General features: G+C 70.1%; 13 protein-coding genes. 9 read left to right on the forward strand and 4 right to left on the reverse strand.

The genetic code is table 11. The features are described from left to right. Positions 1-222: 222 nt before the first annotated feature. Both ligD and ku read right to left on the reverse strand, forming a co-directional pair. The gene (ligD, locus tag ACBY01_RS05400) at positions 223-2712 is read right to left on the reverse strand and encodes a DNA ligase D (RefSeq protein ID WP_416459760.1); all 2490 of its coding nucleotides are present in this window, start codon (positions 2710-2712) and stop codon (positions 223-225) included. Positions 2713-2987: 275 nt separating this feature from the next. Further along, the gene (ku, locus tag ACBY01_RS05405) at positions 2988-3917 is read right to left on the reverse strand and encodes a non-homologous end joining protein Ku (protein ID WP_416459761.1); all 930 of its coding nucleotides are present in this window, start codon (positions 3915-3917) and stop codon (positions 2988-2990) included. 127 nt (positions 3918-4044) lie between these two features. Between ku and pdxH the strand changes: the two genes are divergently transcribed. From pdxH to ACBY01_RS05420, 3 genes are read left to right on the forward strand one after another with little or no spacing between them, the layout of a single operon-like run. Then, positions 4045-4626, forward strand: a complete 582-nt coding sequence (pdxH, locus tag ACBY01_RS05410) for a pyridoxamine 5'-phosphate oxidase (protein WP_416459762.1) — start codon at positions 4045-4047, stop codon at positions 4624-4626. Continuing rightward, the gene (locus ACBY01_RS05415) at positions 4623-5576 is read left to right on the forward strand and encodes a cation diffusion facilitator family transporter (RefSeq protein WP_416459763.1); all 954 of its coding nucleotides are present in this window, start codon (positions 4623-4625) and stop codon (positions 5574-5576) included. Before pdxH ends, ACBY01_RS05415 begins: the two co-directional genes overlap by 4 nt. Beyond that, complete coding sequence (locus ACBY01_RS05420; protein ID WP_416459764.1) at positions 5573-6370, forward strand: PhzF family phenazine biosynthesis protein; 798 nt, start codon at positions 5573-5575, stop codon at positions 6368-6370. The genes ACBY01_RS05415 and ACBY01_RS05420 overlap by 4 nt, the downstream gene beginning before the upstream one ends. Before the next feature lie 187 nt (positions 6371-6557). Here the strand turns inward: ACBY01_RS05420 and mnmA are convergent, their stop codons facing one another. Then, positions 6558-7667 (reverse strand): tRNA 2-thiouridine(34) synthase MnmA, encoded by a 1110-nt coding sequence (gene mnmA / locus ACBY01_RS05425; protein WP_416459765.1) that lies wholly within the window; start codon positions 7665-7667, stop codon positions 6558-6560. A 124-nt stretch (positions 7668-7791) separates the two neighbouring features. Here mnmA and ACBY01_RS05430 point away from each other — a divergent pair, with 124 nt between their 5' ends. From ACBY01_RS05430 to ACBY01_RS05440, 3 genes are all read left to right on the forward strand, one after another. Continuing rightward, a complete protein-coding gene (locus tag ACBY01_RS05430) occupies positions 7792-8049 on the forward strand; it encodes a hypothetical protein (RefSeq protein ID WP_416459767.1) in 258 nt (85 codons plus the stop codon). Between the two features lie 52 nt (positions 8050-8101). Then, entirely contained in the window at positions 8102-8401 is a 300-nt protein-coding gene (gene sciP, locus ACBY01_RS05435; protein WP_416459768.1) for a CtrA inhibitor SciP, read from the forward strand. A gap of 103 nt (positions 8402-8504) precedes the next feature. Next, the gene (locus tag ACBY01_RS05440; RefSeq protein ID WP_416459769.1) at positions 8505-8756 is read left to right on the forward strand and encodes a GlsB/YeaQ/YmgE family stress response membrane protein; all 252 of its coding nucleotides are present in this window, start codon (positions 8505-8507) and stop codon (positions 8754-8756) included. A gap of 142 nt (positions 8757-8898) precedes the next feature. Here ACBY01_RS05440 and ACBY01_RS05445 read toward each other — a convergent pair whose 3' ends face one another. Further along, positions 8899-9621: an SIMPL domain-containing protein gene (locus ACBY01_RS05445; RefSeq protein ID WP_416459770.1), complete on the reverse strand. Its 723-nt coding sequence runs from the start codon at positions 9619-9621 to the stop codon at positions 8899-8901. A gap of 194 nt (positions 9622-9815) precedes the next feature. Between ACBY01_RS05445 and ACBY01_RS05450 the strand changes: the two genes are divergently transcribed. The 3 genes from ACBY01_RS05450 to ACBY01_RS05460 all read left to right on the forward strand — a co-directional run bounded on the left by ACBY01_RS05450 (position 9816) and on the right by ACBY01_RS05460 (position 15650). Further along, on the forward strand, positions 9816-11009 hold the full coding sequence (locus ACBY01_RS05450; RefSeq protein ID WP_416459771.1) for an efflux RND transporter periplasmic adaptor subunit: 1194 nt from the start codon (positions 9816-9818) through the stop codon (positions 11007-11009). A 3-nt stretch (positions 11010-11012) separates the two neighbouring features. Continuing rightward, on the forward strand, positions 11013-14153 hold the full coding sequence (locus ACBY01_RS05455; protein ID WP_416459772.1) for an efflux RND transporter permease subunit: 3141 nt from the start codon (positions 11013-11015) through the stop codon (positions 14151-14153). A 231-nt stretch (positions 14154-14384) separates the two neighbouring features. Beyond that, positions 14385-15650, forward strand: a complete 1266-nt coding sequence (locus ACBY01_RS05460) for a DUF445 domain-containing protein (RefSeq protein WP_416459773.1) — start codon at positions 14385-14387, stop codon at positions 15648-15650. Positions 15651-15715 lie beyond the last annotated feature (65 nt).

The raw sequence follows: 15715 nt of genomic DNA on the forward strand, positions 1-15715 counted from the left end.
GGACAGGCAGGGGGGTGGTACAAGGCCCTGTTTCCCGCCTTCTCTGCTTTCCGTTCGTCTCGAGTAGCCGTCGAGTAGCTGCGCAAGCAGCGTATCGAGAGGGCGTATCGAGAGGCAGGTTGTGGGGCGGTACCTCGATACGAGCCCTCGACACGCGCCTGAAGGCGCTGCTCGGTCTCTACTCGGCACGAACGAGGGAGGGCCGGGGGTTTTCGGCTCCGCTCAGAAGTCCGGCAGCGGCTGGTCCGCAATCCCCCAGCCGGCCAGACCGCGGCCGTTGGCGCGCTCGATCAGTTCGTCGGCATCGTGGATCGAGAAGCGGCGGGGCGTCGCGATGTCGCCGAACTCCGCCCAGCTGACCGGGGCGGCGACATGCGCGCCGGGGCGGGCGCGGGCGGAATAGGGCATTACCGCGGTAGCGCCGCGCTGGTTGCGCAGCCAGTCGAGGAAGATCCGGCCCTTGCGCTTCGCCTTGGACATGGTCGCGACGAAGCGCTCGGGCTCGGCCGCCGCCAGCGCGCGGGCGAAGCGGTCGGCGAAGGACTTGACCGCCGGCCATTCGGCCTGGGGGGTGAGCGGCACCACAACATGCACGCCCTTGCCGCCCGACAGCATCGCGAAGCTCGCCAGCCCCATGTCGGCGAGGTGGCGCTTGACGTCCTCGGCGGCGCGCTGGACGTCGCGCCAGTCGAGCCCCTCGTCGGGATCGAGGTCGAACACCAGCCGGTCGGGCCGTTCGACGTCCTCCACGCGTGCTCCCCAGCCGTGGAACTCGATCGTTCCCATCTGGACGCACGCCATCAGCCCGTCGAGGTCGCGGACGTAGAGGTAGGGCTCGGTCGATCCGTCCTTCTCGCGGATGTCGACGTGCGCGACCTGGTCGCCGAAGCTGCCGGCGTCGTGCTTCTGGAAGAAGCACTGCTTGGCACGGCCTTGCGGGCAGCGCACCAGACTGATCGGGCGGTTGGCGACCCAGGGCAGCATGATCGGCGACACCTGCGCCACATAGGCGGCGAGATCGCCCTTGGTGGCGCCGTCTTCCGGGAAGATCACCCGGTCGGCGCTGCTGATCTTCACGGAGGATGTCGGAACCGCGGCCTTCTTGCCGGCAACCTTGGCGGGTCGGGTCGCGGCCGGCGGCGCCTCGGGAGCCTCGACGACCACCTCGGTTGCGGCCTTGTCCTCGCGCAGCGCGACGAAGCTGGCGTGGCGCACCACCTGTTCGGCGGTGAACTCGGCGAAGGCGACCTCGGCAACCAGCCGCGGCGTCACCCAATGCGCACCGAGCGCGGCGGCACGGGGCACCGCGACCGGCGGGGTCTTGCGGGCGATCCGGTCGAGCCGGCCCCGCAGATCGTCAATGGTGGCGGCTTCGAAGCCGGTGCCGACCTTGCCCGCATAGGTGAGGCCGTCGGGGCCGTTCACCGCCAGCAGCAGCGATCGAAGCCCCCGGCTGGCAGCGGTGGAGGGCAGCCAGCCGACGACGACGAACTCCTGCCGGCGGATGCACTTGGTCTTGAGCCAGCCCTTGCTGCGCGTGCCGCGATAGGGCGCGTCGGCGCGCTTGGAGACGACGCCCTCATAGCCCTCCCGGCACATCGCCTCGAACAGCTTCTCGCCGGCGCCGACGACATGTTCCGAATAGTGCAGCCGCGCGTCGACATTCTCGACCAGCGGGCGCAGCCGGTCCTTGCGCTGCACCTGCGGCAGCGCGCGCAGGTCCTCGCCGTCCAGTTCCAGCAGGTCGAAGGCGAAGAACGCCATCTCGCCGCCGTCCTTGATCGCGGCCTGCAGCGTGGAGAAGTCGGGGCGCCCGTCCTTGAACGCGACGATCTCGCCGTCGATCAGCGCACTGCCGGCCGGGATCGCGGCGGCGGCTTCGGCGATGCCCGGGAACCTGTCGGTCCAGTCGAGCCCGGAGCGGGTGTAGACCACCGGCCCGCCCTTGCCGATCGCGAGCAGCGCGCGATAGCCGTCGTACTTCACCTCGTGCAGCCAAGCGCTGCCGGTGCGGACCGCGTCGACCAGCGTGCACAGCTGCGGCTCGGCGAAGCTGGGGCGCTTGCCCGGCGCTTTGGCCTTGGCGCGTGGGTTCGTCGCGGCAGGCTTCCTCGCCTTGGGCTTGGTCGCGGCCTTCTTCCCCGCGGCGATCTCCTCCATCGTCCGGCCGGTTTTGATGCTGGTGAGCGCAGTTTCGACCAGCGTGTCGGCGCCGCCGGCGTGCGCATCGTCGATCTTGCGCAGCAGCCAGTTCTCGTTCTTCTCGCGGCCGCGCGGTTTCAGGCGGATCAGCAGCCACTCGCCCTTCATCCGTTCGCCGTCGAGGACGAAGTGGAGATGGCCCTTGTCGAGGTCCTTGGCCGACTTGCCCTTGATCGGCGCCCAGGTGCCATCGTCCCATAGCATCACCGTGCCGCCGCCGTACTCGCCCTTTGGGATGGTGCCTTCGAAGTCGCCGTAGGACAGCGGATGGTCCTCGGTGCGGACCGCCAGCCGCTTCTGGTCGGGGTCGAGGCTTGGGCCGCGCGTTACCGCCCAGCTTTTGAGCACGCCGTCCAGTTCGATGCGGAAGTCCCAGTGGAGGCGGGTGGCGTCGTGCTTCTGGACGATGAAGCGGTTGCCGTGGCCGGGCTCCAGCGTGCCCGCGGGCTCGGCGGTGCGGCTGAAGTCGCGCTTCGCGTTGTAGAGCGCGAGCGGGTCGGTCTTGGTCATGTCAGGCGGCCCTCGCCATCAACCGCGCGACACTATGCTCCCGCCCAATTCCGTGCTCCCGCGCAGGCGGGAGCCCAGGGTCGCGCACGCTACCTTTTGTGGTTCTGCCTGGCCCTAGGCTCCCGCCTGCGCGGGAGCACGGGTGCGGTGCAGGGGCGCGACCGTCGCGTACCCCGGCGAAGGCCGGGGTCCAGATGGGACTCACTGGCCGCTGCAGGGCTTGGCTCTGGATCCCAGCCTGCGCCGGGATACGGGTGCAGGGTGCGGGTAGGGCGTCAGGCACGTTTGCGCGCCGGGGCCTTTGCCGACGATTTCGCCGCCGGCTTCTTCGCGGTCGTCTTGCGCGCCGGCTTGCCTTCCGCGTCGTTGGCGGCCGCCTTGGTGGCGCGCTTCTTGGCCGCCGGTTTCGCATCGCCGGGCTTCTCCAGCGACTTCTTGAGCGCCGCCATCAGGTCGACGACATTCGCCCCGGAGGGGCGCGCGCCTTCGTCGGCGCTGGTGTCGACGATCTTGCCCTTGGCCTTCTTCTTGCGCTCGATCAGGTCCTTGAGCGCATCGACATAGCGGTCGTGAAACTCCTGCGGATCGAACTTGGCCGACTTCTTTGCGATCAGCGTCTCGGCCAGGTCGAGCAGGTCCTCGTCGGGCGCGTCGTCGGGAATGTCGCGGAAATAGCCCTGGGCGCGATGGACCTCGTCGGCGTAGCGCAGCGTCTCCAGCACCATGCCGCGCCCGCACGGTTTGAGGCTCACGACATATTCGCGGCCGCGCAGCGCGAGCTGGCCGAGCCCGACCTTCTTCGTGCGCTTCAACGCCTCGCGCAGCACGATGAACGCCTCTTCGGCCAGGTCGTCGGCCGGCACCACGAAATAGGGCTTTTCGTAGTAGAGCACGTCGATCTCGTGCGCGTCGACGAACTGGGTGAGCTCCAGCGTCTTCTTCGACTCGAGCTTCACCGCGTCGATCTCGTCCTGCTCCAGCAGGATGTAGTTGCCCTTCTCGACCTCGTAGCCCTTGACGATCTCGTCGGGATCGACCGGGCCGACGCCAGCCACGCTCTTTTCATATTTGATCGGCTTGCCGGTCGGCTCGTGCATCTGGCGGAAGGAGACCGTCGCGCTCGATTTGGTCGCGGTGTAGATCTCCACTGGGATCGACACCAGCGCGAGCCGGATCTGTCCCTGCCAATAGGCCCTTGCCGCCATCGCCCGTTCCCTGCTTGGTTGCGCAACCGATTCAATTCTCAGGCGAAAGAGTCGTTCCCGCGCGGGCCCGCCGATCCGATGGGGCGAAGGGGTGCGAAGCGGCGCCAAGCGGCGTATAGGCGCGGGCATGACGAACGATCCCTTCGCGCTGTTCGACGCCTGGCTGGCAGAGGCCGCGACGAGCGAACCCAACGATCCCAACGCGATGGCGCTCGCCACCGCCGATGCCGCCGGCCGACCATCGGTGCGCGAAGTGCTGCTGAAGGAGCATGGGGCGAAGACGGGGTTCGTCTTCTACACCAACCGGCAGAGTCGCAAGGGCGCCGACCTCGCCGCCAATCCGCACGCCGCGCTGCTGTTCCACTGGAAGGGGCTGCGCCGTCAGGTGCGCATCGAAGGCGCCGTGCGCGAAGTGAGCGACGCCGAGTCGGACGCCTATTTCGCCGTCCGTCCGCGCGATTCGCAGCTCGGCGCCTGGGCATCGCTCCAGTCGCAGCCGCTCGACGCGCGCGACAGCTTCGAGCGCCGCTTCGCCGAGGCGCAGGCGCGCTACGAGGGCGGCGACGTGCCGCGCCCGCCGCACTGGGGCGGCTATCGCGTCGTACCCGACCGGATCGAGTTCTGGCAGGACCGCGCCTACCGCCTGCACGAGCGGCGGCTGTTCACCCGCGCCGCCGACGGCTGGAGCGAGGGGCTGCTGTTCCCGTGACCGAGGCCGAGCGCGGGCGGATCATTCCCTTTGCGGTGCGCGCCGCCCTCGCCTCGGTGGCGATGGCGGTGGCGCTGCTCGTGCTCAAGGGAGTGGCGGCCTGGAGCACCGGGTCGGTGGCGATGCTCGGCAGCCTCGCCGACACCGCGCTCGACCTGCTCGCCTCGCTGGTGACGCTCTACGGCGTGCGGCTGGCGGCAACGCCGGCGGACCACGACCATCGCTTCGGCCACGGCAAGGCGGAGGCGCTGGCGGCGCTCTTCCAGGTGGCGCTCATCGCCGCCTCGGCGGTCGGCATCGCCTGGCGCGCGATCGGTGCCTTCGCCGAGCCGGGGGAGACCGCCGACGCGCAGTTCGGCATCGGCGTGTCGCTGTTCGCGATCGTCGCAACCTTCGCGCTGCTCGCCTATCAGCGCGCGATCATCCGCCAGACCGGATCGGTCGCGATCCGCGCCGACAGCGTCCACTATCAGTCGGACCTGTTGCTCAACCTGGCGGTGATCGCGGCGATCGTGCTCGACCAGTACGCCGGGCTGCCGGGCGCCGACCCGCTGTTCGGCATCGCCATCGCGCTGTGGCTGGCGTGGGGCGCGTTCCGCGCGTCGAGCCAGGCGATCGACCAGCTGATGGACAAGGAATGGCCGGAGGGCGAGCGCGCCGCCTTCCTCGACGTGGCGGCGCGGCAGGAGGGCTTGCGCGGCATCCACGATTTCCGCACCCGCCGCTCCGGCAGCCACGACTTCGCGCAGTTCCACATGGAAGTCGATCGCGACCTGAGCGTCGCCGACGCGCACGAGATCGTCGAGTCGGTGGAGAAGAACCTGCGCCGCGCCTATCCGCGCGTCGAGGTGCTGATCCACCTCGACCCCGAAGGCCATGTCGACACCGACAACCCGCTGGTCGAGGCCGACGTCACCCCGCACTGGTTCGGCAAGCGGGTAGGAGGATGACCATGGTTCCGTTCGCGCAAGTCGACGCCTTTACCGACCGGCCGTTCGCCGGCAATCCGGCGGCGGTGCTCGCGCTCGACGCCTGGCCCGAGGACGCGCTGCTCCAGCAGATCGCCGCCGAGAACAACCTGTCGGAAACCGCGTTTCTGGTGCCCGACGCGAGCGGGGCGGCGGATCGCGAGCTGCGCTGGTTCACGCCCGAGACGGAGGTGATGCTGTGTGGCCATGCTACGCTGGCGAGCGGGCATTTCCTGCTGTCGGCGGATCGCGCGCTGGAGCGGGTACGCTTCCGAACCTGCCACGCCGGGGTGCTGGAGGTGGCGCGCGACGGCGACGGCTATGCGATGGCGCTGCCGACCTGGGTGCCGGAACCCAAGCCGCTGCCAAAGATCGTCGCGGCGCTCGCCTGCGACGTCCAGGAAACGCTGTGGCACGACCATGGCTATGCCGTGGCGGTGGTCGCGAGCGCGGACTTGGTCGAGCAGCTCCAGCCCGAGCCCGCCGGCCTCTGCGTCGCGGGAGAGGCGATCGTGATCGTCACCGCGCCCGGCCGCGAGACCGACGTGGTCAGCCGGGTGTTCGCGCCGGGGTGCGGCATCGCCGAGGATCCGGTGACCGGATCGGCGCACGCCGTCATGGCGCGGTACTGGACCGAGCGGCTGGGGCGCGACCGTTTCACCGCCCACCAGGCGAGCGCGCGCGGCGGGCGGCTGACGGTGCGGCTGGACGGCGACCGCGCGATCCTGGGCGGGCGCTGCGTGACGGTGATCGAGGGGCGGTTCCGGCTGCCGTGAGGGTGGGAGGCACCGTCCCATCCTCCTCCCCGTTCGTGCCGAGTAGAGATCGAGTCGCGCCGCGAGGCGCGTATCGAGAGCTCGTATCGAGGTACGGTCCCGCACGCCAACCTGTCTCTCGATACGCCCTCTCGATACGCGGCTACGCCGCTACTCGATGGCTACTCGAGACGAACGGTTTGGGGGCTCACGCCGCCAGCGGCACAGCCGCTTGGGTTTCCGCGATCCAGCCGCCGCCTAGCACCCGCTCGCCCGCATAAAGCACCGCCGCCTGCCCCGGCGCCACGCCGTACTCTGGCGCGTCGAACACCAGCCGGTCGCCGTCGAGCCGCGCCGGAACGGGCTTGGCGAGCGAGCGCACCTTGGCGGTGAGCGGCTGGCCGCGATCGCCGCCCAGCCAGTTGATGTCGGAAAGCCGCGCCGCACCGACCGCCAGCGCGATGCGCGGGCCGACCACCAGCCGCCGGCTCTCCGGCTCCAGCCGCACGACGTACAGCGGCTCGGGCTGGCCGCCGATCTCCAGCCCGCGGCGCTGGCCCACGGTGAAGCCGACCAGCCCGGCGTGAGTCCCAAGTACCCGGCCTTCCAGGTCGACGATCTCGCCGCCGGCGTCGGCACCCGGCCGCAGCTTCTTGACCAGCCCGGCATAGTCGCCGTCGGGCACGAAACAGATGTCCTGGCTGTCGGGCTTGGTCGCGACGCCCAACCCCATCTCGGCGGCGATTTCGCGGACCCGCGCCTTGGGCATCCCGCCTAGCGGAAAGCGGATGAAGTCGAGCTGGCTGCGCGTGGTCGCGAACAGGAAGTAGCTCTGGTCGCGCGCCGGATCGACCGCGCGGTGGAGTTCGGCACCTTCGGCGCCCACCATGCGTCGGACGTAGTGGCCGGTCGCCAGGCAATCGGCGCCCAGATCGCGCGCGAGCGCGAGCAGGTCGGTGAACTTCGGCCCCATGTTGCACTTCACGCAGGGGATCGGCGTGCGGCCGGCGAGATATTCGTCGGCGAAATCGTCGATCACGGCTTCGCGGAAGCTGGTCTCGTGATCGAAGACGTAGTGGGCGATGCCCAGGCTGTCGCACACCGCGCGCGCGTCGCGGATATCGCGCCCTGCGCAGCAGCTGCCGGCGCGGCCGACCGCGGCGCCGTGGTCGTAGAGCTGGAGCGTCACCCCGATCGTCTCGGCGCCGGTCCGCGCCGCCAGCGCCGCGACGACCGAGCTGTCGACTCCGCCCGACATGGCGACGACGATGCGGCGTGCGGACACCGGAGACTCAAGCTGGAAATCGCCCTCGAACATGGCGGCGGACATAGGGCGCGCGACGACCGGATGCAAAAAACGCGACGGACCGAACCCGTCTTTACCCGGCCTTTAACATCCCGTCGTACCCCCGGCGCTGCCGATCGGTAGGGAGAAGCGACGTTTGGACCTGAGTTTTGCCCGGCTGGAACGCGGCGTCGCGGTGACGGCGCTGCCGGTCGACCTGGCGGTGCTGCTTGCGGGGGCGAGCGCGCGGCAGGCGGCCAGCGTGACGGCGCGGGTGCAGGCGAAGGTCACGATGGCGCGGGTCGGCGCCGGGTTGTTGGCGCCGCGGCACGGGGCGTTCCACCCGCTGGTGGCGGAGGTGCTGCGGCCGCCTCGGCCAACGGTGGAGGAACTCTCGGAAGCGTCACGGGACTGAACATGGGTGCGGGCCGCATCGGGAGAACGGCCGGCATCCCCAGAGGTAGAAGATGATCCAGAATCAGAAGATTCGTCCCGCAAAGGTGATCGGGCCGCTCGGCGAGCCGCTGACGATCGAGTCGCTGCCGCCGGCCGACACGACCCGCTGGGTCGTCCGGCGCAAGGCGGAGGTGGTCGCCGCGGTCAACGGCGGGCTGCTGACCGTCGACGAGGTCTGCGCCCGCTACGGCCTGTCGCCCGAGGAGTTCGCCGGCTGGCAGCGCGCGATCGACCGCTCGGGCATGCCGGGACTGCGCGTCACGCGCATCCAGCATTATCGTTCCCTGTACGAGCGCCAGCAGAAGTATTGATCGCGGTTGCCCGATACTCGTGACGCGCCCGGAACCTTCTGCCGCGTTGCGAGTCCTTCCACCAACAGGCCGAGTACGCGGCTGTAACGGAGGGACAAGGACTATGAACGTCATCATCTGGCTTATCGTGGGTGGTCTGGTCGGCTGGCTGGCGAGCCTGGTCATGCGCACCGACGCGCAGCAGGGCATCATTCTCAACGTCGTGGTCGGCATCGTCGGCGCGTTCATCGCGTCGCTGATCTTTGGCGCCAACATCAATGCCGGTATCACGGTGACGTCGTTCATCACCTCGCTGGTGGGTGCGATCATCCTGCTGGCGATCGTCAATCTGATCCGTCGCGGCACCGTCCGCTAAGCGGACGACGGGGCTTCCGCTAAGCGGACGCCCGGCCCCGCCGAGGGGCCCCGTCACACGCGGAATCGAAAAGGGCCGTCCCCTCGGGGGCGGCCCTTCTTCGTATTGGGGGAGGCGGCTCGGCGCCCCCCCCCGGTGCGGCTCAGCGCAGCAGAAATCGCACCGTCACCGTGGCGGTGATGTCCTGCTCGCCCGCAGCCATCGGCGTCGAGTCGGCCTCGGCCGACTGGAGCCGGACGCGGCCGGCCATCGGCATCGGCGGCGCCGGCACGTCGCCCTCGGCGATCGTCAGGATGCGATCGACGCGCAGCCCCGCCGCCTTGGCGTAGAGTTCGGCGCGGGCGCGGGCCTTGGCGATCGCGTCGGTGCGCGCCTCGTCGGTCGCCTGGTCGGCGGCGTCGACCGACAGGTCCGGCCCCTGGATCTGGTTCGCACCCTGCGCGACGAGCGCGTCCAGGATCGCGCCGCTCTTGGCGATGTCGCGGAAGCGCACCGACACCTGGTTCGACGCCTGATAGCCGGTGATCACCGGCGGCTCGTTTTCGGCATAGCGATACTGCGGCGACAGCGCGATGGTCGCGGTCTGGATATCGCGCGGCGCGACCCCGGCTTTGCGCAGGGCCGCGACCACGCGGTTCATCCGCGCCGAATTGTCCTGAAGCGCCGCCGCCGCGGTCACCGCCTGGGTCACCACGCCCGCACGCAGCGTCGCGATGTCCGGCACGCGCGTCGCCTTCCCTTCCGCCACCACGTCGAGCAGCGTCGCGTCGAGCAGCAGCGGGGCGTTCATCGCCTGCTGCGCGACGGCGGGGACGGCGGTACCGGCGGCCAGCGCCGCGGCGGCGAGAATCGGAAGACTGCGCAACGTTGTTCTCCTGTCGAAATCGGTCTGCGACCTGCGCTCTCCTTTGCGCGGCGCACGACAACGCAGGCTGAACGCCGGTTTTTCTTGCGGGCGGTTCGGGCAACGGGCAAGTCGCGAGCGCAGTCGTGCGGCCTTGAGGCGGGTGCCTTATTAGGATAACACAGCGGCGCGATGCGGCGGGGGAGTTGGCGCAGATGGAGTATGAGGCGAAGGCGATCGGGGAAGAGGATCGTCCCGCGCTGACCGGGCCGGAGGCGCCGGCGCGCCGCCGCCGCAAGTGGATTGTCGCCGCCGGACTCCTGCTGCTCGTCGCGATCGTCGTGGGATTCCTGATGAGCCGCGGCGGCGGCGAGGCGCCTGCCGCGCCCGAGGGGGGCGCTGCCGGCAACAGCCAGGTTCCGCGGGTGACCGTGATGGTTCCCGGGCGGGAGTCGGTGCAGAGCGTGGTGACCGGCACCGGATCGCTCGCCGCACGCCGCGAGATGCCGATCGGCGTCGCGGGCGAGGGCGGCGAAGTGACGCGCGTGCTCGTCGAACCCGGCAGCTGGGTGCGCGAGGGCCAGGTGCTCGCCAGCGTCGACCGGTCGGTGCAGGCGCAGACCGCCGAATCGCTGGAGGCGCAGGTACGCGTCGCCCAGGCCGACGCCCGCATTGCCCAAACCGAGCTCGACCGCTCGCAGCAGCTGGTCGGCCGCGGCTTCGTGTCCAAGGCCGACCTCGACCGCAAGACCGCGACGCGCGATTCCGCACGGGCAGGGGTGCGGGTGGCGGAGGCGCAGCTGGCCGAGGCCCGCGCGCGCAACCGCCGGCTCGACATCCGCGCTCCCGCCGCGGGGCTGGTGCTGACGCGCAGCGTCGAGCCGGGCCAGATCGTCTCGTCGGGCAGCGGCACGCTGTTCCGCATGGCGATGGGCGGCCAGATGGAGATGCGCGTGCAGCTGTCGGAAAGCGACATGGCGCGCATGACCGTCGGCGTTCCCGCCGAGGTGACGCCGGTCGGCTCGACCCAGACGTTCCGCGGCGAGGTGTGGCAGGTCTCCCCGGTGATCGATCCGGACACGCGGCAGGGCATCGTTCGCGTCGCGCTATCCTATGATTCCGCGCTGCGGCCGGGCGGCTTCGCCACCGCGCGCATCCTGTCGGGCGCGCGCGCCGCGCCGCTGCTCCCCGAATCGGCGGTGCTGAGCGACGCGGAAGGCAACTACGTCTATGTTCTCGACGCCAAGAACCAGGCGCAGCGGCGTTCGGTGACGGTCGGCGAGGTCTCGGACGCCGGCGTCGCCATCGCCGACGGACTCGCCGGGACCGAGCGGGTGGTGGTAAGCGCGGGGGCGTTCCTCAACCCCGGGCAGAAGGTCGATCCGACGCTGCGCAAGACGGGAGGCTGAGCCATGGGCTTCCGCAACATCTCCGCCTGGGCGATCCGCAACCCGATCCCGCCGATCGTGCTGTTCGTCGCGCTGACGATCGCGGGGTTCGTCAGCTTCTTCCGGATGGACGTCAACCAGGATCCGGACATCGAATTCCCGGTGGCGATCGTCGTCATCAACCAGCCGGGCGCGGCGCCGACCGAGCTGGAGACCCAGGTCACCCAGCGCGTCGAGGCGGCGGTGCGCAGCCTGCAGGGAATCGACGAGATCACCTCGGAGGTGAGCGAGGGCAATTCGACCACGGTCGTCCAGCTCGACATCGGCACGCCGATCGACCGCGCCGTCACCGACGTGCGCGAAGCGGTCAACCAGATCCGCAGCGAGCTGCCCGAGGGCATCCTCGAGCCGCAGATCTATCGCGCCAACACCACCGACAAGGACCTCGCCAGCTGGACCGCGATCGCCAGCGACATGACCGAGGAACAGCTCAGCTGGTACGTGGACAACACCGTCGCCAAGGAACTGCTGTCGATCGACGGCATGTCGACGGTCGAGCGGATCGGCGGCGTCGACCGCGAGATCCGCGTCATCCTCGACCCCGCGCGACTGCAGGGGCTGGGGGTGACCGCCAGCCAGGTGAACCAGGCGCTGCGCCAGGTGAACCTCAACGCCGCGGGCGGCCGCGCGCAGATCGCCGGCTCCGAACAGTCGGTGCGCGTGCTCGGCAACGCGGCGTCCGCCTACGAGCTCGGCCAGACCCGCATCTCGCTCGGCGGCGGGCGGACCGTGCGTCTCGCCGACATCGCCCGGGTGCGCGACGCCTATGCCGAGCAGCGCTCGGCCGCGGCCTACAACGGCCGCCGCGTGCTGTCGTTCGACATCAAGCGCGCCAAGGGCGCCTCCGACGTCACCGTGTTCCACGAGGCGGAGGAACGGCTCAAGGCGCTGCAGGAGCGCAACCCGCAGGTGCGCTTCGCGCTGCTGTCGGACAGCGTCAAATATACCGAGACCCAGTACGAATCGGCGATCGACGCGATGCTGGAGGGCGCGTTCCTCGCAGTCGTGGTGGTGTTCCTGTTCCTGCGCGACTGGCGCGCGACGCTGATCTCGGCGCTCGCGATCCCGCTGTCGGCGATCCCGACCTTCTGGTTCATGGACCTGATGGGCTTCTCGCTCAACCAGATGACGCTGCTCGCGCTCAGCCTGGTGGCGGGCGTGCTGGTCGACGACGCGATCGTGGAAATCGAGAACATCGTCCGCCACATGCGGATGGGCAAGTCCGCCTATCAGGCGTCGATCGACGCCGCCGACGAAATCGGCTTGGCCGTGCTCGCCACCACGATGGCGATCGTCGCGGTGTTCCTGCCGGTCGGCCTGATGCCGGGCATCGCCGGCCAGTTCTTCAAGAACTTCGGCCTGACCGTCGTCGTCGCGGTGCTCATCAGCCTGGCCGTCGCGCGTCTCATCACGCCGATGATCGCGGCCTATTTCCTCAAGGAACACGGCCACGTTACCAAGGGCGACGGGCCGGCGATGCGCGCCTATATGGGGACGCTGCGCTGGACGCTGAAGCATCGCTGGGTGGCGGTGGTCGCGAGCGCCGTCGCCTTCGCGGCAACATTGTTCATGTTCGGAGTGCTGCCGTCCACCTTCCAGCCGGCGCAGGACCGCGACCGCTCGACCGCGACGATCGAGATGGTGCCCGGCACCACGCTGGCGCAGACCGCGAAGGTGGTGAAGGAGGTCGAAGAGCTCCTGCGCGCGCAGCCGATCGTCACCTCCGCCTATTCGACGACCAACGTCGGCAACGGCCGGGTGAGCGTCGAACTCGCCGAAGACCGCGCAATGACCAGCATCGAGTTCGAGCGGAGCCTCGCGCCGCGGCTGAGCGCGATCCCCGACGCGCGCGTCGCGTTCCGGTCGCAGTTCGGCTGGGGTTCGAACAGCCGCGACCTGTCGATCGTGCTGGGTGGCGAGGACCCGGTGCTGCTCAACGAGACCGCCAGCCGGCTGGTGCAGGAGATGGCGAAGCTCAAGACCGTCGTCGCACCGCGCGTCAGCGGCGACCTGCAGCGGCCCGAGATCGTGATTCGCCCGCGGCTCGACCTCGCCGCGAGCCTGGGGGTGACGACCAGTGCGCTGTCCAACGCGATCCGCATCGCGACGCTGGGCGACATCGACCAGAACAGCGCGCGCTTCTCGCTCTCCGACCGCCAGATCCCGATCCGGGTCGCGCTGTCGGAGGATTCGCGCGAACGGCTGTCGACGATCCAGAACCTGCCGGTGCCGACCGGCAGCGGCGGATCGGTGCCGCTGAGCGTCGTCGCCGAGATCGGCTTCGGCGCCGGCCCGACCAAGATCGAGCGCGTCAACCAGCAGCGCCAGTTGGTGGTCGGCGCCGACCTGGCGCCCGGCGTCGTCAACAGCGAGGCGATGAAGCAGATCCACGCGCTGCCCACGATGCAGAAGCTGCCGATCGGCGTGCGCGAGCTCACGCTCGGCCAGGCCAAGTGGCAGACCGAGATGATCCAGAACTTCATGATCGCGGTCGTCTCGGGCCTGCTGCTGCTGCTGGCGGTGCTGGTGCTGCTCTACAAGCGGCTGATGCCGCCGTTCGTGAACATCGGCTCGCTGCTGCTGGCGCCGCTCGGCGCGCTGCTCGCGCTGTGGATCACGGGGCACGAGATCTCGATGGCCGTCTATATCGGGTTGCTGATGCTGCTCGGTATCGTCGCCAAGAACTCGATCCTGCTGATCGACTTCGCGCTGGAAGAGATGGGCAAGGGCGTCGAGAAGAGCGTCGCGATCCTCGACGCCGGGCACAAGCGCGCCCAGCCGATCGTCATGACCACGGTCGCGATGGTGGCGGGCATGGTGCCGACCGCGCTGGCGCTGACCGGCGACGCCTCGTTCCGCGCGCCGATGAGCATCACCGTGATCGGCGGGCTGATCCTCTCGACGCTGCTGACGCTGCTGATCGTGCCGGCGACCTTCAGCCTGGCGGTGGGGGTCGAGCGCTGGATCGGGCCACGGCTGTCGCGCCGGCTGCTCACCTACAAGCCGGGCGACGAGGTGCGCGACGGGCCGGTGATCGAGCACCAGCCCGGCGGCCACCTCGGCTATCGCGGCGACGGCCGCCCGGGCGAGGCGCCGGCGGAGTGACGCGGGAGGGCGGCGACCCGCAGCCCGCTCGCCTCGTCCTCCGCGTTCCGCACGTCCCCGGCGTCACCCTGAACTCGTTTCAGGGTCCATCTCTCCACCCGCGGCGCTGCTCCTGGGGCGCGGTGGATGCTGAACCAAGTTCAGCATGACGATGGAGCGGGATCGAGGCTTGCCCCGCATCGCGCGACGCTTCCGGCTTGAACCTTCCCCGGCTTCGGGGATTGTTTCGTCATGATCTCTTTCGCGCGCGCGCCCGGCACCGGGGGCGCCGTCCCGCCTGCGCTGACCCGGATGCGCCGAATCGCCACCGCGATGCTGGTGGCGATGGCGGCGCTGTTCCTCGCCTCGCGCGCGCTGGAGGCGCGGCATCCCGGCTGGGGCTTCGTCCAGGCGTTCGCCGAGGCGGCGATGGTCGGCGGGCTGGCCGACTGGTTCGCGGTGACCGCGCTGTTCCGCCACCCGCTCGGGCTGCCGATTCCGCACACCGCGATCATCCCGCGCAACAAGGACCGCATCGGCGACACGCTGGCGGTGTTCCTGCGCGACAATTTCCTGACCGCGCACGTAGTCGCCCGACGCATGCGGCGGCTCGACGTCGCCGCCATCGTCGGTCGCTGGCTCGCCAATCCGGTCGGCGGCGAGGGGCGGCTGCGCCACGGCGCCTCCCGGCTGGCGGCGGGCATGCTCCAGTCGTTCGACCAGGAGCGGCTGGGCGGCATGGTCAAGGGCGCGATCGCCACCCGCCTGCGCCAGACCGAGCTTGCGCCGCTGCTCGGCCAGGCGATCCAGGCCGCGATTGCCGAGGACCGGCACGTGCCGCTGATCGACGGCATGATCCGCTTCGTGGCGCGCGCGATCGACGCCAACGAGCAGGTGATCCGCACGATGGTGCACGACCGCGCCGGATCGGTGCTGCGCTGGACCGGGCTCGACGAGACGCTCGCCAACAAGATCCTCGACGGGCTGCGCAAGCTCGCCGACGACATCGCCGCCGATCCGCAGCACCCGCTGCGTGCCAAGGCGGAGGAGGGGCTGGCTCGGCTCGCCGCCGATCTCCAGACCGATCCCGCGCTCCAGGCGCGCGTCGAACAGTTCAAGGCGGACCTGATCGCCAATCCCGCGCTTCAGCGCTGGCTGGACGGCATGTGGGAGCGCAGCCGCGCGGCGCTGCTGCGCGTCGTCAGCGACCCCGACCGGGCGATGGCCGGCGGCCTGGGCGCCGCGCTGCGCCAGCTGGGCGAGACGCTGCAGCGCGATCCGCGGCTGTCGCGCACGATCAACCGTTTCGTCCGCCGTGCCGCGGTCGGCACCGTCGCCGATTACGGCGACGCGATCGTCCGGCTGGTGTCCGACACGGTGCGCGGGTGGGACGCGCGCACGATCACCGGCCGGCTCGAAAACGCGGTCGGCCGCGACCTCCAGTACATCCGCATCAACGGCACGCTCGTGGGCGGCATGGTCGGCCTGGCGATCCACAGCGTCGACGTGCTGTTGTGAGGGGCGCGTTGGGAGCGGAGCGCATGGCCTGCCGCGCTTCCCATCTCTTCGTCACCCCAGCGCAA

The organism is Sphingomonas mangrovi (genome assembly GCF_047975845.1).
Lineage (GTDB): Bacteria > Pseudomonadota > Alphaproteobacteria > Sphingomonadales > Sphingomonadaceae > Sphingomonas.